This is a genomic window from Stenotrophomonas maltophilia group sp. Smal12 (genome assembly GCF_037079935.1).
Taxonomy (GTDB): domain Bacteria; phylum Pseudomonadota; class Gammaproteobacteria; order Xanthomonadales; family Xanthomonadaceae; genus Stenotrophomonas; species Stenotrophomonas sepilia.
Map to the genome: position 1 here is coordinate 65754 of NZ_JBAWUK010000001.1, position 21305 is coordinate 87058.

Annotated in this window: 19 protein-coding genes; 15 read left to right on the forward strand and 4 right to left on the reverse strand. The window is 67.5% G+C overall.

What is annotated here, in order from left to right:
• Positions 1–101 precede the first annotated feature (101 nt).
• From WDC87_RS00325 to WDC87_RS00385, 13 genes are all read left to right on the forward strand, one after another.
• Positions 102–2102, forward strand: a complete 2001-nt coding sequence (locus WDC87_RS00325; protein ID WP_019184027.1) for a conjugal transfer protein TraG — start codon at positions 102–104, stop codon at positions 2100–2102.
• A complete protein-coding gene (locus WDC87_RS00330) occupies positions 2099–2563 on the forward strand; it encodes a ribbon-helix-helix protein, CopG family (protein WP_014646142.1) in 465 nt (154 codons plus the stop codon). Before WDC87_RS00325 ends, WDC87_RS00330 begins: the two co-directional genes overlap by 4 nt.
• A complete protein-coding gene (trbB, locus tag WDC87_RS00335; protein WP_014646143.1) occupies positions 2560–3612 on the forward strand; it encodes a P-type conjugative transfer ATPase TrbB in 1053 nt (350 codons plus the stop codon). The genes WDC87_RS00330 and trbB overlap by 4 nt, the downstream gene beginning before the upstream one ends.
• Complete coding sequence (locus tag WDC87_RS00340) at positions 3609–3992, forward strand: TrbC/VirB2 family protein (protein WP_014646144.1); 384 nt, start codon at positions 3609–3611, stop codon at positions 3990–3992. Before trbB ends, WDC87_RS00340 begins: the two co-directional genes overlap by 4 nt.
• The gene (locus WDC87_RS00345; protein ID WP_014646145.1) at positions 3989–4273 is read left to right on the forward strand and encodes a VirB3 family type IV secretion system protein; all 285 of its coding nucleotides are present in this window, start codon (positions 3989–3991) and stop codon (positions 4271–4273) included. Before WDC87_RS00340 ends, WDC87_RS00345 begins: the two co-directional genes overlap by 4 nt.
• Before the next feature lie 12 nt (positions 4274–4285).
• Complete coding sequence (trbE, locus tag WDC87_RS00350; RefSeq protein WP_014646146.1) at positions 4286–6748, forward strand: conjugal transfer protein TrbE; 2463 nt, start codon at positions 4286–4288, stop codon at positions 6746–6748.
• Entirely contained in the window at positions 6745–7473 is a 729-nt protein-coding gene (trbJ, locus tag WDC87_RS00355) for a P-type conjugative transfer protein TrbJ (protein ID WP_014646147.1), read from the forward strand. The genes trbE and trbJ overlap by 4 nt, the downstream gene beginning before the upstream one ends.
• Positions 7474–7485: 12 nt before the next feature.
• The gene (locus WDC87_RS00360) at positions 7486–7776 is read left to right on the forward strand and encodes a hypothetical protein (RefSeq protein ID WP_014646148.1); all 291 of its coding nucleotides are present in this window, start codon (positions 7486–7488) and stop codon (positions 7774–7776) included.
• Complete coding sequence (gene trbL, locus WDC87_RS00365; protein ID WP_014646149.1) at positions 7773–9146, forward strand: P-type conjugative transfer protein TrbL; 1374 nt, start codon at positions 7773–7775, stop codon at positions 9144–9146. Before WDC87_RS00360 ends, trbL begins: the two co-directional genes overlap by 4 nt.
• 18 nt (positions 9147–9164) lie before the next feature.
• Positions 9165–9866: a conjugal transfer protein TrbF gene (gene trbF / locus WDC87_RS00370; RefSeq protein ID WP_252745388.1), complete on the forward strand. Its 702-nt coding sequence runs from the start codon at positions 9165–9167 to the stop codon at positions 9864–9866.
• Positions 9867–10009: 143 nt separating this feature from the next.
• Complete coding sequence (gene trbG, locus WDC87_RS00375) at positions 10010–11005, forward strand: P-type conjugative transfer protein TrbG (protein ID WP_099589025.1); 996 nt, start codon at positions 10010–10012, stop codon at positions 11003–11005.
• Between the two features lie 2 nt (positions 11006–11007).
• Positions 11008–12297: a TrbI/VirB10 family protein gene (locus WDC87_RS00380; RefSeq protein ID WP_026069910.1), complete on the forward strand. Its 1290-nt coding sequence runs from the start codon at positions 11008–11010 to the stop codon at positions 12295–12297.
• Positions 12294–12539: a DUF2274 domain-containing protein gene (locus WDC87_RS00385; RefSeq protein ID WP_026069911.1), complete on the forward strand. Its 246-nt coding sequence runs from the start codon at positions 12294–12296 to the stop codon at positions 12537–12539. Before WDC87_RS00380 ends, WDC87_RS00385 begins: the two co-directional genes overlap by 4 nt.
• A 356-nt stretch (positions 12540–12895) precedes the next feature.
• On the opposite strand, the gene arcD is transcribed toward WDC87_RS00385, so the two are convergent.
• From arcD to WDC87_RS00405, 4 genes are all read right to left on the reverse strand, one after another.
• A complete protein-coding gene (gene arcD, locus WDC87_RS00390; protein WP_072168533.1) occupies positions 12896–14317 on the reverse strand; it encodes an arginine-ornithine antiporter in 1422 nt (473 codons plus the stop codon).
• 164 nt (positions 14318–14481) lie between these two features.
• Positions 14482–17271 (reverse strand): TonB-dependent receptor, encoded by a 2790-nt coding sequence (locus tag WDC87_RS00395; protein WP_061479655.1) that lies wholly within the window; start codon positions 17269–17271, stop codon positions 14482–14484.
• Between the two features lie 195 nt (positions 17272–17466).
• Entirely contained in the window at positions 17467–18117 is a 651-nt protein-coding gene (locus tag WDC87_RS00400) for an energy transducer TonB (protein ID WP_005418094.1), read from the reverse strand.
• Between the two features lie 215 nt (positions 18118–18332).
• Complete coding sequence (locus WDC87_RS00405) at positions 18333–19070, reverse strand: SIMPL domain-containing protein (protein WP_252745389.1); 738 nt, start codon at positions 19068–19070, stop codon at positions 18333–18335.
• A 130-nt stretch (positions 19071–19200) separates the two neighbouring features.
• Between WDC87_RS00405 and WDC87_RS00410 the strand changes: the two genes are divergently transcribed.
• Positions 19201–19809: a Maf family nucleotide pyrophosphatase gene (locus WDC87_RS00410; protein WP_301655247.1), complete on the forward strand. Its 609-nt coding sequence runs from the start codon at positions 19201–19203 to the stop codon at positions 19807–19809.
• Complete coding sequence (gene rng, locus WDC87_RS00415; protein ID WP_005418079.1) at positions 19802–21289, forward strand: ribonuclease G; 1488 nt, start codon at positions 19802–19804, stop codon at positions 21287–21289. Before WDC87_RS00410 ends, rng begins: the two co-directional genes overlap by 8 nt.
• Positions 21290–21305 lie beyond the last annotated feature (16 nt).

Here is a 21305-nt window from a genome sequence, read left to right on the forward strand (position 1 = left end):
CTTTGACCGGCACCGACCCGGCACTGATCCTCACTTCATGCGGCACGTCCTTGTGCTGCGCGTGAACGAGGAATCAGCGCAGAGGAAATCGGAGGCCAGTCATGCAAGGTCAGGGCGTGTTGTTCGGGCAGATCGCCGCCGTCTTCGGCATCGTGATCGCCGGTGTGTGGGGTGCCACACAATGGACAGCCGCCGCCCTGGGCTATCAACTACGCCTTGGCTCGCCCTGGTTCGATTTCTTCGGAACGCCGGTCTATCACCCCTGGCGGCTGTTCGAGTGGTGGTTCTTCTTCGATGCCTACGCGCCGCAGGTCTTCGACATCGGCGGGGCCTTCGCGGGCGGCAGCGGCCTGCTGGCCGTGGTGGTGGCCATCGCCATGTCGGTGTGGCGCTCGCGGCAGGCCAAGCTGGTCACGACCTATGGTTCGGCGCGCTGGGCCGAAGCCGACGACATTCGCAAAGCCGGGCTGACGCAGCCGGCCGGCGTCTTCCTCGGCAAGTATCGCAACGAGTATCTGCGACATGAAGGCCCGGAACACGTCCTGACCTTCGCGCCCACGCGCTCGGGCAAAGGCGTGGGCTTGGTCGTCCCGACATTGTTGTCCTGGCCGGCTTCGGCCGTCATCCATGACATCAAGGGCGAGAACTGGCAGATCACCGCAGGCTGGCGCTCGCGCTTCTCGCACTGCCTGCTGTTCAACCCCACGGATGCGAAGTCGGCGGCCTACAACCCGCTGCTGGAAGTCCGGCGCGGCGCGCATGAGGTGCGCGACGTGCAGAACATTGCCGACATCCTGGTCGATCCCGAAGGCGCGCTGGAGAAGCGCAACCACTGGGAGAAGACTTCGCACGCGCTGCTGGTCGGGGCCATCCTGCATGTGTTGTACGCGGGCGAGGACAAGACGCTGCGAGGCGTCGCCAACTTCCTGTCCGACCCGGCCAGCCCGTTCGAGCTGACCTTGCACCGGATGATGACGACGAAGCACCTGGGCGATGCACCGCACCCGGTTGTCGCGTCCGCTGCGCGCGAAGTGCTCAACAAGTCGGATAACGAGCGTTCGGGCGTGTTGAGCACCGCCATGTCGTTTCTTGGCCTCTACCGCGACCCCACGGTGGCCGAAGTCACCTCGCGCTGCGATTGGCGCATCGCCGACCTGATCGCATCCGAGCATCCCGTCTCGCTGTATCTGGTGGTCCCGCCTTCGGACATTTCGCGGACGAAACCGCTCATTCGCCTGATCCTCAACCAGATCGGCCGGCGCCTAACGGAATCGCTCGACGGCAGCGACGGCATCGCGCGCCGCCACAAGCTGCTGCTGATGCTCGACGAGTTCCCGGCGCTTGGCAGGCTCGATTTCTTCGAGACGGCGCTGGCCTTCATGGCGGGCTACGGCATCCGCAGCTTCCTCATCGCGCAGTCGCTCAACCAGATCGACAAAGCCTACGGCCAGAACCATTCCATCCTCGACAACTGCCATGTGCGCGTGACGTTTGCGACCAACGACGAGCGCACCGCCAAGCGGATCTCCGAGACGCTGGGCACCGCCACCGAACTGCGTGCGCAGCGCAACTACGCCGGCCACCGGCTCGCGCCGTGGCTGGGCCACCTGATGGTGTCGCGCCAGGAGACGGCTCGCCCGCTGCTGACGCCGGGCGAAGTGATGCAGCTTCCGCCCGACGAGGCCGTGGTGATGGTGTCCAGCGTGGCGCCCATCAAGGCGAACAAGCTGCGCTACTACGCCGACGCCAATTTCAAGCGGCGCGTGCTGCCGCCGCCGGCGCTCGCAGCCGGGCAGTACGCCGATGCGCCGCCCTCGCGGCCGGATGACTGGAGCGGCCTGGCGATTCCTGCCGTGCCCGACGCCCCTGCAACGACATCCGCCGATGGCCTGGGCACCGCCGACGACGGCGGCCCACGTCGCCAGCCCGAGCTATCCGAAGTCGCCGAATACAGCCCCGAGCCGCAGCACGCAGGCAACGACCTGGCGCTGCTCGATGACGACGACGACCTGCCGCTGCCGCTTCCCGGCCAGCTCGACCCGGCCATGCAGCGCACGGCCCGGCTGGCATCGCTGAATCCCAACGACGGAATCGAACTATGAGCCAGTACCGCCTCAACCTGTTCATCCAGCCCGAACATGCCAAGCGCCTCGAAGAACTGGCCGCCAAGAAAGGCGTCTCGAAATCCAGCATCGTTGCCGCCGCCCTGGCGTCCTGGCTATCGCCGGATGCCGGCGACCAGCGCGAGGCGGCCATCGCCAGGCGGCTGGATCGCCTGTCGCGCCAGGCCGAACGCCTGGAGCGCGACCAGAACATCGAAATCGAAACGCTGGCGCTGTTCATCCGCTACTTCCTGACCGTCAGCACGCCGATTCCCGAAGCCCATCAGGACGCGGCCCGCGCGCAGGGCAAGGCGCGCTTCGAGCAGTTCGTGGAACAGCTTGGCCGCCACCTGCTGCGCGGCCGCAGCTTGGTGCGCGACGTGGTGGAAGAACTGCACCCTGACCCGGTGCGGATGGAGGATGCGGCGGCGCTGGCCGAGGCGCGGGAGCGTGCGTCATGAGCGCCGCACCGAAGTCATCCACCGCCGCTGCTCTGGATCGCCGCATCCAGATGCTGCGCACGGCAATGGGGCCGCTGATCGCCACCGCGCTGGAAGACCCCGACGTGGTGGAAATCATGCTCAACCCCGACCGCACCCTATGGGTGGATCGGCTGTCGTCGGGCCGCGCCCCGCTGGGCGTCGAACTGTCCGAGGCCGATGGCGAACGCATCATCCGCCTGGTGGCCGCGCATGTCGGTGCGGAAGTGCATCGCGGCCAGCCGCTGCTGACCGCCGAGTTGCCGGAAACCGGCGAACGCTTCGAGGGCATTCTGCCGCCGGCCGCGCCCGGCCCGGCCTTCGCGCTGCGCAAGCGGGCCGTGAGCATCATCGGCCTGGATCGCTACGTGGTCGACGGCATCCTGTCCGCGCCACAGGCCGAGTTCCTACGGCGGGCGGTACGCGAACGGCAGAACGTGCTGATCGCGGGCGGCACCAGTACGGGCAAGACCACGCTCGCCAATGCCTTGTTGGCCGAGATCGCCGCCACCGGCGACCGCGTGCTGGTGCTCGAAGACACCATCGAACTGCAATGCGCGGCCCGCGACCACGTGCCGCTGCGCACCCGCGCCGGCGTCGTGTCGATGCAGGAATTGGTGCGCGCCACGATGCGCCTGCGCCCCGACCGCGTAATCGTCGGCGAGGTGCGCGGCGGCGAAGCCCTGGACTTGGTGAAGGTGTGGGGCACCGGCCACCCCGGCGGTATCGCCACCATCCACGCCGGTTCCGCGCTGGGCGCGCTGCTGCGCCTGGAACAACTGATTCTCGAAGTGGCGGTGAACCCGCCGCGTGCGCTGATCGCCGAGGCGGTCAACGTCGTGATCCACATCGCCGGGCGTGGCCGCAAGCGCCACGTCGAAAGCATCGCCCGCGTCGTCGGCTTCGACGCCGCCGGCTACCAACTGGCGGACGCGCTGGAAACGCCGTTTCCCGAGCTGCCGCCGGTTTCCCTCGCAGCCGCCGCCGCTGCGCCTTCCCCGTCCCTCGACCCACTTGGAGAACTGCCATGACGCAGATGCACGTTCCTGCTTTCCGCCTTTCCGTAAATCCGGTTCCCATCCTTGCACGCCTCCGGCGCCTGGCCCGGCCGGCCCATCGCGGCCTGCTGCTGGCCGCCATCATGCTGATGACGGCCGGCACCGCGCAGGCTGCCGGTTCCTCGATGCCCTGGGAAGGGCCGCTGCAATCCATCCTGGAGTCGATCCAGGGGCCGGTCGCGCGCATCGTGGCCGTCATCATCATCATCGCGACCGGCCTCGCGCTGGCCTTCGGCGACACGTCGGGCGGCTTCCGCAAGCTGATCCAGATCGTGTTCGGCCTGTCCATCGCGTTCGCCGCATCCTCGTTCTTCCTGTCCTTCTTTTCGTTCTCCGGCGGGGCCGTCGTATGAGTGCCGCCGATGAAGGCACGCCGGGCTTCGCGCTCGGCTTCGAGGTGCCGCTGCATCGCTCGCTGACCGAGCCGATCCTGCTGGGCGGCGCACCGCGCACCGTGGCGATCGCCAACGGCACGCTGGCCGCTGCCGTCGGGCTGGGCCTGCAACTGTGGATTCCCGGCGTCGTGCTCTGGATCGTCGGCCACTCGCTGGCCGTGTGGGGCGCGCGCGTCGATCCGCAGTTCATGCAGGTCTTCGCCCGGCACATCAAGCACCGCCCGCTGCTGGACGTGTGAGGGGATGCCGCCATGCTGAACCTTGCCGAATACCGCCAGCGACCCGCGCTGCTGGCCGACTGGCTGCCCTGGGCCGGGCTGGTCGCGCCGGGTGTCGTCTTGAACAAGGACGGCAGCTTTCAGCGCACGGCCCGTTTCCGCGGCCCCGACCTCGATAGCGCCACGCAGGGCGAGCTGATCGCCACCACCGCACGGCTGAACAACGCGCTGCGCCGGCTGGGTTCGGGCTGGGCGCTGTTCGTGGAGGCAGAACGCCAGCCGGCGGCGGACTACCCGCATTCCGACTTCCCCGAACCGCTGTCGTGGCTGGTCGATGAGGAACGCCGCGCGGCGTTCGAGGAATCGACCCACCATTTCGAGAGCGCCTATCACCTGACGCTCGCGTTCCTGCCACCGGAGGAATCGCGCGCCCGTGCCGCCAGGCTGCTCTATGAGAACACGCCCGGCGATGGCGTGGACTGGCGCGGCCGGCTCGACGCCTTCGTAGCGGAAACCGATCGCGTGTTCGATCTGCTCGATGGCGTGATGCCGGAAGTCGCCTGGCTCGATGACAGTCAGACGCTGACCTACCTGCATGGCACGGTATCCACCCGGCGCTATCGGGTCGCGGTGCCCGAGGTGCCGTTCTATCTCGACGCGCTGCTGGCCGACTCCATGCTGGCCGGCGGCCTGGCGCCCACGCTGGGCGACCAGCACCTGCGCGTGGTGACGGTGCGGGGCTTTCCGACCTCGACCTGGCCGGGACTGCTGGACGACCTCAATCACCTGGGGTTCGCCTACCGCTGGAGCACGCGCTTCCTGTGCATGGACAAGGCCGAAGCGGAAAAGGAACTCGGCCGGCTGCGCCGCCAGTGGTTCGCCAAGCGCAAGAACGTCATCGCGCTGCTGCGCGAAACCATCTTCCAGCAGGAATCGCCGCTGGTGGATACCGACGCCAGCAACAAGGCGGCCGATGCCGATGCCGCCTTGCAGGAACTGGGCAGCGATCAGGTCGCCTTCGGCTATCTCACCGCCACGGTGACGGTGCTCGACGCCGATCCGGCCGTGGCCGACGAGAAGCAGCGGATGGTGGAGCGCGCCATCCAGGGCCGAGGCTTCGTCACCATCCCCGAAACCCTCAATGCCGTGGACGCCTGGCTGTCGTCCATCCCCGGCCACGCCTACGCCAACGTGCGCCAGCCCATCGTCTCGACGCTGAATCTTGCACACATGATGCCGCTGTCGGCGGTATGGGCCGGGCCGGAGAAGAACGACCATCTCGACGGCCCGCCGCTGATCGTGACGCGCACCGATGGCGCGACGCCGTTCCGGCTGGTGACGCACATCGGCGACGTGGGGCATACGCTGGTCGCTGGCCCGACCGGCATGGGCAAGTCGGTCCTGCTTGCCGTCCTGGCGATGCAGTTCCGGCGCTACTTCAGCTCGCGCATCTTTGCCTTCGACATGGGGCGGTCCATGCGGGCGACGGTGTTGGGCCTGGGCGGCGAGCACTACGACCTCGGTGCCGATGGCGGCATCGCGTTCCAGCCCTTGGCCCGTATCGACAGCGAGGGCTATCGCACCTGGGCGGCCGAGTGGGTGGAAGGCCGCCTGCTGCACGAAGGCGTCACCGTCGGCCCGGACGAGAAGGCCGCCATCTGGTCGGCGCTGGGGAGCCTCGCCGGTGCGCCGCCGGAGCAGCGCACGATGACGGGGCTCTCCGTGCTGCTGCAATCCAACGCGCTGCGTCAGGCACTCTCGCCCTACGTGCTCGGCGGCGCCCACGGCAAGCTGCTGGACGCCGACCTCGACCGGCTGGGCAGCGCCGACGTGCAGGGCTTCGAGATGGAGGAGCTGATGCACAGCCCGGCCGCCGTGCAAGCGGTGCTGCGCTATCTGTTCGCCCGCTTCGATGAACGGTTCGACGGCGCGCCCACGCTGCTGATCCTCGATGAAGCCTGGCTGTTCCTCGATGAACCGGCCTTCGCGGCGCGCATCCGCCAGTGGCTCAAGACGCTGCGCAAGAAGAACGTCAGCGTCATCTTCGCCACCCAGTCGCTGGCCGACATCAAGGACTCGACCATCGCGCCGGCGATCATCGAAAGCTGCGCCAGCCGAATCTTCCTGCCGAACCCGCAGGCCACCGAGCCGCAGATACGGACGATCTACGAGGGCTTTGGCCTCAACAGCCGGCAGATCGAGATCGTTGCCACCGCCGAGCCCAAGCGCGACTACTACTACCAGTCGCGCCTGGGCAATCGCCTGTTCGACCTCGACCTGGGGCCGGCCGCGCTCGCGTTCGCGGGCGCTTCGACCCCGCAGGACCAGCGCGACATCGACCGCGTGCTGGCGCAAGCCGGCGTGCCCGGTTTTGCCGGCGCGTGGCTGCGCCATCGCGGCCTCGATTGGGCCGCCGACCTGCTGGCCGAGTTCCCCGGCGCCGCGCCATTGGCCCCTTCCGTCCTTTCCCCACCACCACAGGAGAACCTGCCATGAAGAAGCGTCTTATCGCCACCGCCATCGCGGCCATGCTTTGCACCGTGTCCACCGCGCAGGCGCAATGGGTCGTGGTTGATCCCACGAACTTGGTGCAGAACACGCTGACCGCGATCCGCACGCTGGAGCAGATCAACAACCAGATCCAGCAGCTCCAGAACGAAGCACAGATGCTCATCAACCAGGCACGCAACCTGGCGAGCCTGGACTTCAACATCGTCAACCGGCTGCGCTCGACGCTGGCGACGACCGAGCGGCTGATCGCCGAGGCGCAGGGACTGGCCTTTGATGTGCAGAACCTCGACCGCGAGTTCGCACGTCTGTACCCGGAGCAATACGCCGCCACCGTCAGCGGCGACCAGATGTACCGGGATGCGCAGGAGCGTTGGAAGCACACGCTCGACGGTCTGCATACTGCGATGCGCATGCAGGCGCAGGTATCGCAGAACCTGCGCGAGGACGAATCCGCGCTGGCCGACCTCGTGAGCCAGAGCCAGTCCGCCACCGGCGCCTTGCAGGCCGCGCAGGCGACCAATCAGCTCCTGGCCTTGCAGGCCAAGCAGTCGATCCAGGCGCAACAGCTCCAGATCACCCAGGACCGCGCGACCTCGCTCGAACTGGCGCGGCAGGCGGCGGCCACCGAGCGCGCCCGCGAAGTGCGCCGGCGCTTCCTCGGCACCGGCACGCCGTACACGCCGCAGCGCGTGGATTTCTACCGCAACTGACGGGAGACGGCCATGCGATGCGCTTGCCTCCTGCTGGCCGTGCTGCTGACAGCCTGCGGCCAGCACTCGGCCGACAACCGCGCCGATGCCCTGGCCGCCGATCCCGTGCGGCTCAAGGCACTGCGCGCGCAATGCGCGGCCGACCGGCAGGCCGTCGGCGAGGACGCTTGCCTGGCCGCCGCAGAAGCCTTCCGCCGGCGCTTCTTCGCCGGCCAAACCGGGCCGGACGAGTACCGAACGCTGGAGGAGCTGCCGCCCATTCCCCCAACCTTCGATGAGCCGATTGGAGATGAAACGCCATGAACGACGTGACGATCATCGACCGCTTTCTGGATACGTTCTCGCGCTACATCGACTCCGGGTTCGGGCTGTTGCAGGGCGAGGTGGCGTTCCTGACGGCCACGCTGATCGTCATCGACATGACCATCGCCGGCCTCTACTGGGCCATGAGCCACGCCACCGGCCAAGGCGAGGACGTGATCGCCAAGCTGCTGCGCAAGGTGCTCTACGTCGGTGCCTTCGCCTACATCATCGGCAACTTCAACTGGCTGGCAGGCATCGTCTTCCGGTCCTTCGCCGGCCTGGGCCTGACGGCCACCGGCTCGACCTTGAGCATGGAGAACTTCCTGCAACCGGGCCGGCTGGCGAAGACCGGCATCGACGCAGGCACGCCGATCCTGGAGCAGGTCGGCGAGATGGCTGGTTTCCCCGAGGTGTTCGTGAACCTTGACGCCATCACGGTGATGTTCCTGGCCTGGCTGGTGGTGGTCCTGTGCTTCTTCGTGCTGGCGATCCAGCTTTTCATCACGCTGATCGAGTTCAAGCTGACCACGCTCGCCGGCTTCGTGCTGGTGCCGTTCGCCTTGTGGAACAAGACCAGCTTTCTCGCCGAGAAGGTGCTGGGCAACGTGGTGTCGGCCGGCATCAAGGTGCTGGTGCTAGCCGTGATCGTCGGCATCGGCTCGGGCCTGTTCGCCGAGTTCCAGGTGCATCCCGACGAGCCATCCATCGACCACGCGCTGGTCATCATGCTGGCCTCGCTGACGCTGCTGGCGCTGGGCATCTTCGGCCCCGGCATCGCCACCGGCCTGGTGTCCGGTGCACCGCAGCTCGGTGCGGGGGCGATGGCCGGTGCCGCTGTCGGCGCTGCCGGCACGGCCGTCGCCATCGGTGCTGCCGCAACCGGCGTGGGCGGGGCGGTGGCCGCCGGGGCGCGCATGGCGCCTGCTGCCGCCAAGCTGGCCGGCAGCGGTGCGCGCGCCGCGACATCAACGGCCGGTGGTGCCCGGTCAGCGTTCCGGGCCGGGTCCGCCGCTGCCGGCGGCGGGGCCAAGGGCGCTGCGGCCGGCCTGGGCAACGTCGCCAAGACGGGCGCGCAGGCGGCCGGGCGCGGTGCCGCATCCCGCGCTTCCGCCATCGGGCAACGCATGGCTGCGCCTTTCCGCGCCGGCTGGAACGGGCCGCCGGCCGATGAAGGCGCAGGCGCCGCGTCCGGCGGCGGCCAGTCCGGCGGCGAAGCCACGTCCAACACCGGGCAGCAACCGGCCTGGGCCAAGCGGCTGCACCGCCGCCAGCAGCTCACCCACGCCGCGACCACCGCCGCCCATGCGCTGCGCGGCGGCGACGGCGGCGGCTCCGGGCAAGGCCCGAGCCTGCGCGATTCCGATTCCTGACCTTCAAGGAGAACACCCATGCGATTCAAACGACCGCAGGTGCGCTATGCCGACACGCCGCAGCCTGCCACGCCGTATCAATCTGCCGCGCAGGTGTGGGACGAGCGTATCGGCGCGCCCCGCGTGCAGGCCAAGAACTGGCGCCTCATGGCCTTCGGCCTGCTGGTGCTGACGCTGCTGATGGCCGGCGGCCTGGTCTGGCGCTCGGCGCAGTCCATCGTCACGCCCTACGTGGTGGAGGTGGACAAGGAGCACGTGCGCGCCGTAGGCGAGGCGGCCACGCCGTACAAGCCCACGGATGCGCAGATCGCGCATCACCTGGCGCGCTTCGTGACGTTGGTGCGCTCGCTGTCCATCGACCCGATCGTGGTCCGGCAGAACTGGCTGGACGCCTACGACTACGCGACCGACCGAGGCGCCGCCATGCTCAACGACTACGCCAGCAAGAACGATCCCTTCGCGCGCGTCGGCAAGGAGTCGGTCACGGTGCAGATCACCAGCGTCGTGCGCGCCAGCGACACGTCGTTCAACATGCGCTGGACCGAGCAACGCTTCTCCAACGGCGCGCCGGCCGGCACCGAGCGCTGGAACGCCGTCATCTCCATCGTCCTGCAAACCCCACGCACCGAGGAGCGCCTGCGCAAGAACCCGCTGGGCATCTACGTCAACGGCCTGTCGTGGAGCCGCGAACTTGATCCCTCGGAAGGAACGAAACCATGAACACTCTCCAATCGCATGATCCCGTTTCGCGTCAGGATGATCTTCCCCTCGATGAGCGGTGGCGGATGTCTCAGGAGGCGTATCAGCAGCGTCTGCGGGATGGCGTCGTATCGGTATGGCCCTTGTTCGCCCCGAATCTGCGGATAGACGATCGAACACTTCGCCACGTTTGCCTGTTGACGCTGGTGGCGGCCTTGGCGGGCTGCGCCACACAGGGCAAGCCGCCGCCCGTGATCCCACTCGATGAGCCAGTGCAGGCGCAGCTCGTGCCCGATCCACCCTCGCCGGTGGAGGTGGTCGCCGTCCCCGAACCGCTGGCGCTGCCGGAGCAGTTGAAGCCGCTGCCGGAAGGTGACGAAGCCCAGCCCGGGCCGGAGCCGGCCGACGAAACCGTGCGCGTGTCCAAGGCCAATACCGAGGCGCGGGTCGCGCCCACGCGCGAGGGCTACGTCAATGCCATCCAGGTCTGGCCCTTCACCGATGGCGCGCTGTATCAGGTCTATGCCGCGCCGGGGCGCGTGACCGTGGTTTCGCTCCAGCCCGGCGAAGAACTGGTGACGGTCGCCGCCGGCGATACCGTGCGCTGGATCGTCGGCGACACGTCCAGCGGTGCCGGCGACGAGCTGCGCGTCAACGTGCTGGTCAAGCCTGTCCGCTCGGGCCTCAAGACCAATCTGGTCATCACCACCAATCGGCGCACCTACCTGCTGGAGCTGACCTCGACAGAGCGCGCTTGGATGGCGTCGGTGTCGTGGGACTACCCGAAGGACCGGATGCTGGCTTTGCAGCGCCAGGCGCAGGCCGCGCAGGTGGCGGCGCCGGTTGATACGGGCCTATCGCTGGAGCGCATCCGCTTCCGCTACGCGATCAGCGGCAGCAATCCGTCATGGAAGCCGCTGCGTGCCTTCGATGACGGCGAGAAGGTCTACATCCAGTTCCCTGCCGGCATCGCCCAGGGTGAACTGCCGCCGCTGTTCGTCATCGGCGTGCAGGGCGATGGGCAGTTGGTGAACTACCGCTTCCGCTCGCCGTACTACATCGTGGACCGGCTGTTCGGCGCGGCCGAACTGCGTCTGGGCGGCGACAAGGGCGACGTGGTGCGCATCGAGCGCACCGACGGCGTGGCGCGGAGGAACTGATGATGCGCCAGGACGACACCCCCGAGCCGGTCGCACCGCAGGCGGCCAAGGCAGCGCCCGAGGCGGTAGCGCTGCGCGCCCAGCCGCGTCCGGTCACGCGCTTGAATCGTCGCATGCTGGCGATCCTGGCCGGCGGGCTGTCGGTCGCCGTGCTGGGCGCGCTGATGTGGTCGCTGCAACCGCAGCGACACGGCGCCAGCGAACAGACCGAGCTTTACAACGTCGATCGCGTTTCGCGCTCCGAAGGGCTGGAGCGGCTTCCGACCGACTACTCCAAGCTGCCGCCGGCCGCGCCGTCCCCGGTGCCGGAGCTGGGGCCGCCGCTGCCGGGCGACCTCGGGCCGGCCATCGTCAATGCGCAGCAACCGACACCAGGTTACGCGCCGCCCGGCCACGATCCGGCCGAGGCCGAGCGCCTGGCCCGGTTGAAGGAAGCCGAGGAAGCGGCGGCGTCATCGGTGTTCTTCCGCTCGGGTACGCAGCGCGCCGCGCCGGTGGCGCAGTCACAGGCCACCGTGGCGCCGGGCTTCGCCGCCAATGCGGCGTTCGATCCGATGGCCGCCGGGCCGGCCTCGACGGCAGCCCAGCCTGCCGACCCGACCGCAGTACAGAACCGGCAGGAACAGAAGGAGGCGTTCCTGCAAGGCGGTTCCACGCAAACCCGTAATTCCGGCAACCTGCAATTGCCAGCCTCCCCGTATCAGGTCATGGCCGGGACGGTCATCGCCGGCGCGCTGGTGACGGGCATCAAGTCGGACTTGCCGGGCGATGTCATCGCCACGGTGACGGAGCCGGTCTATGACACGGCCACCGGCAAGTTCCTGCTGATCCCGCAGGGCTCGCGCATCCTCGGTCGCTACAACAGCCAGGTGAGCTACGGACAGAGCCGGGTTCAAGTCGTCTGGAACCGGATCATTCTGCCCGATACGTCGTCGGTGACGCTCGACAACCTGGTCGGCACCGATCCGGCCGGCTATGCCGGGCTGGAGGATGAAGTCGATTGGCATTGGGATCGGATCTTCGCCGGGGCGGCGCTGACGACGCTGCTGGGCGTCGGCGCCGAGCTGGCCGCGCCGGAGAACCGCCAGGACGGCAACCGCATCGTCATCGCCGGCCGCGACAGCGCGCAGGACAGCATCAACCAGGTCGGCCAGGAGATGACCCGGCGCAACATGAACATCCAACCGACGTTGAGCGCGCGCCCCGGTCTGCCGGTGCGTCTGGTCGTGAGTCGGGACTTGGCGCTGCGCCCCTACCAGCCCCTGTTCTTCAACCGAGGGACTTCACGATGAGCACGACCAGGAAGCTGCGGTTGGGACCGCTGCCGAAGACCGAGAACATCAAGCTGACCTTTCCTTGCCCGGCCAGCCTGAAAGCCGACCTCGACCGCTACGCCGCGCTGCATGCGCAGACCTATGGCGAAGCAGTCGATGCCGTGACGCTGATCCCGCACATGCTCGAAGCCTTCATCGCGGGGGACCGGGGATTCAGGAAGGGAAGCGTGAGCAGGACGGTGCCAGCGAAGCCGGGCTGACGATGCACGGTCTCGCCGGCGGCCATCCCTCGAATGCGCAGCCCAACGCTGCGCGTTCTTCGTTCTGGAGGATGGCGACAGAGTGGGCTATGATCGTGCGGCAAGCCCGCCGTCTGCCGGTGATCGTCCCCGATGCAGCACGACTTGGCCCTCTACCGCGACGCTCCCATGTGGCTCCTAGTCCATATGGCCGCCGCCCCGCAAAGCGGCCCGAAGTAGAGCTAACTCCCTGTCTTGTTTAAGCTTTCGGACTCTTGGCGATTTTCGCCGAGGGCTTGACACAGGCCCTTTTTTGCCGTGTTGTGGCGGCGAGCCCATGCTCGGCTGCATCCTCCAAGCCGGGCACGCGCTCGGCGCTACAGCGTGATCCGGCCCTTCCAGAACGCTGCCAGCGTGGCGATCGCTACTGCGAGGATCGCGCCGAACAGCGCCCACTCCCAGCGCGTGAAAACCGGCTCGCCGCGCTGGCGCCGGGTCTGCGCAAACAGAACAACGCCGGGCACGTACAGCAGCACCGACAGCAGCAGGTTGTTCAGGCCGCCGGCATACACCAGCCACAGCGCGTAGGCGCTGGCCAGCAGCGCGACGACGAAATCGCGCCAGCGCTCGCGTGGCTCACCCGCGTAGGACTGCCCGCGCCAAGCCAGTTGCACGCCGAACGCGGTGGACAGGAAGTAGGGCACCAGGCTCATCGATGCGGCCAGCAGCACCAGGCCGGTGTAGCTGCCCGCATTGAACAGCACCAACAGCAGGAACAGCTGGATCAGCCCGTTGCTCAACCACAATGCATTGGCCGGCACGCCACGCGCATTCTCGCGTCCCAGGAAGGCGGGCATCGTGCCGTCGCCAGCGGCGGCATACAGCACTTCGGCACACAGCAGCACCCAGGCCAGCAGCGCGCCCAGCACCGAAATGATCGAACCGGCGATGATCACCGTCGCGCCCCATTCGCCGACGATGGCGCGCAGCACGTAGGCCATCGACGGATTGGGCAGCCCGGCCAGTTCGGCCTGCGACAGCACGCCCATCGACAGCAGGCTGACCAGGACCAGCAGCAGCCAGACCCCCAGGAAACCGATCACCGTGGCACGGCCGACGTCGGCACGGCGCGCGGCTCGCCGCGAATAGATGCTGGCGCCTTCGATGCCGATGAACACCCACACGGTGACCAGCATCATGCCGCGCAGCTGCTGGCCGAGGTCGCCGAGCGCAGGCGTGCCGAAGAAGTCGGCGCGGAACACCTCCATGCGGAACGCGCCGGCGGCCAGCACCAGGAACAGTGCGATGGGCAGCAGCTTGGCCACTGTCACCAGGCCGTTGACGATGGCTGCTGTGCGCAGGCCGCGCAGCACCAGCAGGTGGACGGTCCACAACAGTACGGACGAAGCGGCCACTGCGGCTGGCGTGTTGCCTTCGCCGAACACTGGCATGAAATGGCCCAGGCCGCTGAAGATCAGCACGAAGAAGCTGGCATTGCCCAGTACCGAAGCGACCCAGTAGCCCCACGCCGCGGAGAAGCCGATGTAGTTGCCGAAGCCTTCGCGTGCATATGCGTAGATGCCGGTGTCCAGGTCCGGACGGCGGTTGGCCAGGGCCTGGAACACGAAGGCCAGCATCAGCATGCCCGCACCGCTCAGCGCCCAGCCGATCATCGCGGCGGCCGGACCGGCACTGCGCGCGACGTTCTGCGGCAGCGAAAAGATACCGGCGCCGACCATCGAGCCGACTACCAGTGCAGTCAACGCCGGCAGGCCGAGGCGTTGCGATGTCGTGGCCATTGAGATCCCCTGCGGCCCGGATGCCGCGAGCACACCCTAGCCATGTACTCGTGAACATGGCTGCAAGGCCGGGTGTGCGGGAGCCGGCATGGACAACGAACAGCCAGGAAACGACGAAGGCCCGGGCAACAGCCCGGGCCTTCGAAGCAAACACAGCAGCGGGATTATTTGAACGTGTACTTGGCGCCGACAGTGAAGTAGCGGCCAATCGCACCACTGAAGTGCAGCGGGTTGTAATTGACTGCACCGTAAGTGCTCGGGTCGAGCGGCGCGATGCGGTCGAACACGTTCTGCACCGAAGCGTTCAGCTCGAAGGCTTCGGTGATGTTCCAGCGGCCGGACAGATCGAAGGTGGTGAACGAGGAGATCTTCTCTACCGGCTCGCCGTCTTCATAGAAGGCCAGGTAGTCACCGCCGCGGCGGTCCTTGTTCTCCAGCTTGCTGATGTAGTTGGCCACGCCGCTGATGCTCCACGGGCCCTGCTTCCAGGTGGTGCCGAAGTTGATGCGGTCCTTCGGCGTGCCGATGCAGTTGGTCACGTCGCAGTTGCCGTGGGTGCCCACATAGTCGACGGTGGTATCACCCTCGGTGCGCTCGAACTTGAGCACGTGGCTCCACTGCAGGTCCATTTCCAGCTGGCCCGGGCCGATGTCGAAGGTCTGGCGGATGTCGGTGTCGATACCGCGGACGCGCGAGGAGTTGGCATTCACGTAGGCGGTATTGACGGCCAGGATGGTGCCGCTGTTGGCGACTCCGCCGATGTTGTTGGCATCGCGGAGAACGTTGCCCGCGGCGATGGCGTCGGCCGTGCTGCCCTGCGCGATTTCGTTGGTGCGCTTGATTTCCCACGCATCCACAGTCAGCGAGGTGGTCGAGGTTGGCTGCAGCACGATGCCCACCGAGTAGCTCTTGGACTCTTCCGGCTTCAGGTCCTTGTTCGGCCGCGTGATGATCGCCACCGAGCGCGCGGTGCATTCGTTGGCCGGGTCGATGGCGCAACGCACCGGATCGCGGGCGTTGGAGAAAGCGGCCAGGCCACCGTCACCGTTCTCGGCCGGGTTCGGCGCACGGAAGCCTTCAGCGTAGCTGGCGCGCAGTGCGATCCAGTCGGCCGGGGTCCACTTCACGCCCAGCTTCGGCGTGGCCTTGCCTTCGCCGCTTTCGTACTTGTCGTAGCGGACCGCAGCGCTCAGCTCCAACTGCTCCAGCACCGGTGCGGACAGTTCGGCGTAGCCGGCATACACATTCTGCGTGCCGTCGTAGGCCGAGTAGCCCAGGCCGATGATCTGGCCGATATCGGTGAAGGTCTGCGGCGTCAGGCTGTTGCTCGTCTTGCGCCACTCCGTACCGAAGGCCAGGCCCAGCGGACCGCCCTTGAGATCCATCAGGCTGCGCGAGATGGTGAAGTCGAACATGTCCAGGCTCGACTTGGCACGCGCGCTGATGGTCGGGCTGATGGCATCGTAGACCGACTGCGGCGTCTGCGAGGCATTGTCGCCGATGCGCCAGGTGCCATAGGGGCAGGCCGGATTGCCCAGTACGCAGCGTACTGCGTCATAACGCAGGAAACCCGTGCGCTTGTTGACCAGGTCGGTGCCGGAATGCAGGTAGGCGGTGTCGTAGCTCCAGTCGCCCCAGTTGCCCTTGACACCCACCAGGAAGCGGTTGAACTCATTGGTATTGTCGGTCACGCGCGGGCCCACGTCCCACGCGCTGTAACGCAGGCGGGCCGCGGTGGGCAGCGGGTTGTCCGGATGACCTGCATACAGCTGGGTCGCACCGGCACCGCTGTTGGCGTTGACCGGGCCGCCAGGGTAGCCCCAGCCGCCGGATACGCCGGATGGCGTATTGCTGAAGATCGTTTCCTTCTTCGAGTAACCGATCTCGGTATAGACCTCGCCGCCTTCACCAAACGCGAAGCTGGCGCGGCCGAACACGTTCACGTACTTCTCTTCCGGGCTCAGGTCGCGGTACTGCTGCGCCGGATCCCACAGGCAACCCTGGGCCTGCGCGGTCGCGTCACTCTGCCCGGGAATCGTGGTCAGCCCGGCGCAGCCCGGCAGGGCAACCAGATGGCCGGTGGCATCGAACACCGAGCCATTGGGACCCACGCCGCCGGCGGTACCGCCCGACAGGTAGGCACCGCCCAGGAACTGCGCGTCTGCAGCGTCGTAACCCCAGCGCCGGATATCGCCGGTGCCGATCCACTTGCGGTTCTTGCGGTCGCTGATCTTGATCGCGTCGGTCTTGCCGACGTCCAGGCTGAAGAACGCATTCCAGCCATCGCTGGACAGGTCGCCGGTGCCGGCAGTGAGGGTCGCCTTCTTCGCGTCGCCATCGCCGTCACCGGAAATGCCGTAGGAACCGCGCAGGATGGCGCCTTGGAAGTCGCTGCGCAGGATGATGTTGACGACGCCGGCGATGGCGTCGGAGCCATAGATCGCCGAGGCGCCGTCCTTGAGCACTTCCACGCGCTCGACGGCATCGAGCGGGATGGTGCTGAGGTCGGTGAAGACCTTCTGGCCGTCATCGGCCAGGCCGTAGGTGGCCATGCGGCGGCCGTTCAACAGCACCAGCGTCGAGCCGGCGCCCAGGCCGCGCAGCGAGATGCCGGCGCCGCCACCGGCGAAGCCGTTGCCGAAGGTCTTGGGAATGGAGCCTGCGCCGTCGGCGGTCAGGGTCTGCAGGTACTCGGCGACCGTGGTCTTGCCGGTGCGGTCGATTTCCTGGCGGGTCACCACCTGCACCGGCGACGGTGTCTCGGTGTTGGTGCGCGGGATGTTGGAGCCGGTGACCGTGATGCGGTCGAGGTTGGTGGCCTGCTCCTGTGCAAAGGCTGAGGAAGAAGCCACGGCGCCGACCAGCAGCAGGGTGCTGCCAGCAAGGATATGGGTGATGGACGATGCCAGGGTGGTGCGGCGGCGGCTGGCGGGCCGCTGGATCGGGTGTTTCACAGCTTCTCTCCTAACTGGAAAACCGTAGCGTTGAGGGCTGTCGCCGGATCGATACCGGGACGCGCCAATCTAGGTTTCCAGCAGGTGACGAAGACGTGAATTTTTGCTTAATCAGTAACGCTTGGCTCGGGCATGTCCGCATTTGTCGGGCAGTGGCAGGGGCCGGCCCGGCGCGGGGCCGGGCCGGTGGGACGCTCAGTCCGGCAGCGAGAACTGCACCGGCACCATGCCGATGGCCGGAACCGCCACGCCGTCACGCTGGGCAGGCTCGAAGCGCCAGTGCTTGAGCACCTGCTGGCGGGCGGCCTGGTCCAGGTTGCGCGAGCCGCTGCTGCGCTCGACGCTGACCGCGACCGGCTGGCCACGGGTGTCCACTTCCACCCGCAACAGCACCGTGCCCTGTTCGTGGTTGCGCAGGGACTGGATCGGATAGGTCGGCGGCGGAGCACTGCGGTACTGCAGCTGGGCGCCGGCCAACGGGGTGGAAGTGTCGATGCTGGGCGCCAGCTGCGGCGGAGCCGGTTCGGCGGCCGGCAATGCGATGCCCTGGGTCTCTTCCACGGTCGCGGTGGGTGCGGGCAGTGGCGGTACCACCGGCTGCGTCCGCGGCTTCGGTACCACCTGGACGATCTCTTTTGGCGGGACTGGAGCCGGCGGCGTCGGCGGTGGCGGGATCTTCTCGATCAGCCGGACCGGCGTCTTTTCACGCGGGGCCTGCACGGCCTGGTAGGTCGCAGGGATGAGCAGCAACAGGAAGGCCAGCAGGTGCAGGGCGATCGCTGCACTCCAGGCCGCTACGCGGGCGGGGTCGAAGTGCGGGGATGCAACGGGATAGGTACGAACCATGATCCACCTCCATGCCAGTGACGAAGTCCTCAACACACCAGGGTCCGTGGCGGGGTTGCCGCACGCGGCTGGCAGTCCATCAGTAGCGCGGCATGGCGGCCACTGCCTAGAGGCAGGGGCATGCGCGTTGGGCTGGCCTTCAGCCAACGCCGCCGGAATACACGAAAAAGGCGGGCCCCTGCGGGACCCGCCTGCGTCGGCCGTGCCGGGCGCGATCAGCGGCCCAGTTCGAACACCACGTCCAGGTTGACCGAGACGGTCGATTCACCCGGTGCGACCGGGGTAGCCTTGTCCATCGCCGCGCCGGCGGCCATGGTGCGCATCATCGGCATCGGGCGGAAACCGCCGTTGCTGTTTTCAGAGATGCTGACGATGCGGCGCACCTGCAGGCCCAGCGATCTGGCATAGGTCTGGGCGCGGGCCTGGGCCTTCTTCAGGGCGGCCAGGCGGGCTTCGTCATAGACCGGTTCGGGCTGGTCGATCTCAAACTGCGGACCGTTGATCTGGTTGGCCCCCTGCGCGGCCAGCGCGTCGAGCACCTTGCCGAGCTTGGCGATGTCGCGGACCTTCAGGCTGACCGTGTTGCTGGCCTGGTAGCCGGTGATCTTCGGTGCCTCATTGTCGGCATAGCGGTACTGCGGATTGAGGCTGACGCCGCTGGTCTGCACGTCGCGCTCGGCGATGCCGGCGGCCTTGATCGCGGCCAGCACCTTGTCCATCTGCTGGGCGTTCTGGCGCATGGCGCTGTTGCCGTCGGCAGCCTGGGTGACCACACCGGCCGACAGGGTGGCGACGTCCGGCACGCGGGTGGCCTCGGCGTTGGCCGAGATGTTCAGCAGGGTGCCTTCGGCCGCGGCGGCGATCGACGGCGACGACGGAGCGGCATGAGCAGTCATCGAGGTTCCAAGGGCGAGGGACACGGCAAGCAGCAGCGGGGTGGCGGTCAGGCGCATGGGATCTCCTTGTTGTGCCGGTGAGGGTGGTGTCGTAGCGATGAACGCGCTGTGAGCCTGTTCGGGGTTGTACGCGTTCCGTAACGGGTTGCCGACGATTCAGGTGGCGGCGTCAGGTTATGCTGTGCCGATGCTCTATCTTTGTTCCCGCTCCCCCCGACGCAACCAGCTGCTGGCCCGACTCGGACGCCCCTTCCAGGCCCTTGACCTGGAGGTCGTCGAGCAGCGCGCGGCCACTGAAAGCGCCGAACAGTATGTATGCCGGGTCGCCGCCGACAAGGCGCGCGCCGGGCTGGCCCGGGTGCTGGCCGACGACCCGCAGGCGCGGGTGCTTGGTTCGGATACCGAGGTGGTCCTGGACGGCGAGGTCTTCGGCAAGCCGGTCGATGCCGCTGACGCGCGGGCGATGCTGGCGCGGCTGGCCGGGCGCACCCACCAGGTGATGACCGCCGTGGTGGTGGTCGGCGCGGGCGGCCTGGACAGCGAGCTGGTCATTTCCGAGGTGACCTTCGCCCCGATCGACGCCGCCGACATCGCCGCCTATGTCGCCACCGGCGAGCCGCTGGACAAGGCCGGCGCCTACGCCATCCAGGGTGGGGCCGAACGCTGGATCGAACACCTTTCCGGCAGCTACTCCGGCGTGATGGGGCTGCCGCTGCTGCATACCGATCGTCTGCTGGCGCGCTGTGGCGTGCCGGTCCCCACTGCCGATGCCGCCAGGGAGGCTGCCGATGTCTGAGGAAATCCTGGTCAATGTGACCCCGCGCGAGACCCGTGTCGCGGTGATCGAAAACGGCATGCTGCAGGAACTTCACATCGAGCGCGGTTGGCGCCGTGGCGTGGTCGGCAACATCTACAAGGGCAAGGTGCAGCGGGTCATGCCCGGCATGCAGGCCGCCTTCGTCGAAGTCGGCCTGGAGCGCGCGGCGTTCCTGCACGCCAACGACGTGGTGCGGCCGGCGCCGGTGGCCAGCGCCGACACCGAGAATACCACCCTGCCGCCGCCGGCCAGCGTGCCGATCGTCGAGCTGCTGCGTGACGGCCAGGACATCGTGGTGCAGGTGGTGAAGGACCCGATCGGCACCAAGGGCGCGCGCCTGACCACGCAGATCAGCATTCCCTCGCGCTACATGGTGCTGCTGCCGCAGTCCAAGGTGGTGGGCGTGTCGGCGCGCATCGAAGACGAAACCGAGCGCGCCCGCCTGAAGGCGCTGGTGACCGAACTGTCGGCCCAGCACGGTGGCTACGGCTACATCGTGCGGACCAACGCCGAAGGGCAGCCGGCCGAGGCCATCGCCGAGGACATCGCCTACCTGTCGCGCGTGTGGAACGTGGTCGAGCGCCGCGGCCGCGAGGCGCCGTCGTGCAGCATCATCTATGAAGACCTGAGCCTGCCGCTGCGGTCCGTGCGCGACCTGATCCGCAAGGACGTGGACAAGGTGAAGGTGGACTCGAAGGAGACGTTCGGCCAGTTGCAGGCCTTCGTCGCCAAGTACATGCCGGTGCTGGCCGAAAAGCTGGAGCTGTATTCCGGCGATCGCCCGATCTTCGACATGTTCGGCGTGGAAGACGAGATCGGCCGCGCGCTGGACAAGCAGGTGCCGTTGAAATCCGGTGGCTACCTGGTGATCGACCAGACCGAGGCGATGACCACCATCGACGTCAATACCGGTTCGTTCCTCGGCCAGCGCAACCTGGAAGAGACGGTTTTCCGCACCAACCTGGAAGCAGCGCAGGCAGTGGCGCGTCAGCTGCGGCTGCGCAACCTGGGCGGCATCATCATCATCGACTTCATCGATATGGATGATGCAGAGCATCGCCGCCAGGTGCTGCGCACGCTGGAAAAGGCGCTGGCCCGCGACCATGCCAAGACCACGGTGTACGACTTCTCGCCGCTGGGCCTGGTGGAAATGACCCGCAAGCGCACGGTCGAAAGCCTGGAGCGCCAGCTGTCGGAAACCTGCCCGCAGTGCAGCGGCCGCGGCAGCATCAAGACCACCGAGACGGTGACCTACGAGATCTTCCGCGAGATCACCCGCGCCGTGCGCCAGTTTGATGCCGCGCGGCTGCTGGTCATCGCGTCGACCAAGGTGGTCGCGCGCATCACCGATGAGGAATCCTCGGCGGTGGCTGAGCTGGAGGAATTTCTCGGCAAGAGCATCCGCTTCCAGGCGGACGAGCAGTACCTGCAGGAGCAATTCGATGTTGTTCTGCTCTGATCCTCGCCGGCTGCAG

Excerpts from the sequence above, each read along its gene's own strand:
- WDC87_RS00410 (WP_301655247.1), top strand. The coding sequence starts at position 19,201 with ATGCTCTATCTTTGTTCCCGCTCCCCCCGACGCAACCAGCTGCTGGCC.
- WDC87_RS00325 (WP_019184027.1), top strand. The coding sequence starts at position 102 with ATGCAAGGTCAGGGCGTGTTGTTCGGGCAGATCGCCGCCGTCTTCGGC.
- WDC87_RS00330 (WP_014646142.1), top strand. The coding sequence starts at position 2,099 with ATGAGCCAGTACCGCCTCAACCTGTTCATCCAGCCCGAACATGCCAAG.
- WDC87_RS00360 (WP_014646148.1), top strand. The coding sequence starts at position 7,486 with ATGCGATGCGCTTGCCTCCTGCTGGCCGTGCTGCTGACAGCCTGCGGC.
- WDC87_RS00405 (WP_252745389.1), bottom strand. The coding sequence starts at position 19,070 with ATGCGCCTGACCGCCACCCCGCTGCTGCTTGCCGTGTCCCTCGCCCTT.
- WDC87_RS00400 (WP_005418094.1), bottom strand. The coding sequence starts at position 18,117 with ATGGTTCGTACCTATCCCGTTGCATCCCCGCACTTCGACCCCGCCCGC.
- trbJ (WP_014646147.1), top strand. The coding sequence starts at position 6,745 with ATGAAGAAGCGTCTTATCGCCACCGCCATCGCGGCCATGCTTTGCACC.
- trbL (WP_014646149.1), top strand. The coding sequence starts at position 7,773 with ATGAACGACGTGACGATCATCGACCGCTTTCTGGATACGTTCTCGCGC.
- WDC87_RS00385 (WP_026069911.1), top strand. The coding sequence starts at position 12,294 with ATGAGCACGACCAGGAAGCTGCGGTTGGGACCGCTGCCGAAGACCGAG.
- trbF (WP_252745388.1), top strand. The coding sequence starts at position 9,165 with ATGCGATTCAAACGACCGCAGGTGCGCTATGCCGACACGCCGCAGCCT.
- trbE (WP_014646146.1), top strand. The coding sequence starts at position 4,286 with ATGCTGAACCTTGCCGAATACCGCCAGCGACCCGCGCTGCTGGCCGAC.
- arcD (WP_072168533.1), bottom strand. The coding sequence starts at position 14,317 with ATGGCCACGACATCGCAACGCCTCGGCCTGCCGGCGTTGACTGCACTG.
- WDC87_RS00345 (WP_014646145.1), top strand. The coding sequence starts at position 3,989 with ATGAGTGCCGCCGATGAAGGCACGCCGGGCTTCGCGCTCGGCTTCGAG.
- trbB (WP_014646143.1), top strand. The coding sequence starts at position 2,560 with ATGAGCGCCGCACCGAAGTCATCCACCGCCGCTGCTCTGGATCGCCGC.
- WDC87_RS00340 (WP_014646144.1), top strand. The coding sequence starts at position 3,609 with ATGACGCAGATGCACGTTCCTGCTTTCCGCCTTTCCGTAAATCCGGTT.
- rng (WP_005418079.1), top strand. The coding sequence starts at position 19,802 with ATGTCTGAGGAAATCCTGGTCAATGTGACCCCGCGCGAGACCCGTGTC.
- WDC87_RS00380 (WP_026069910.1), top strand. The coding sequence starts at position 11,008 with ATGCGCCAGGACGACACCCCCGAGCCGGTCGCACCGCAGGCGGCCAAG.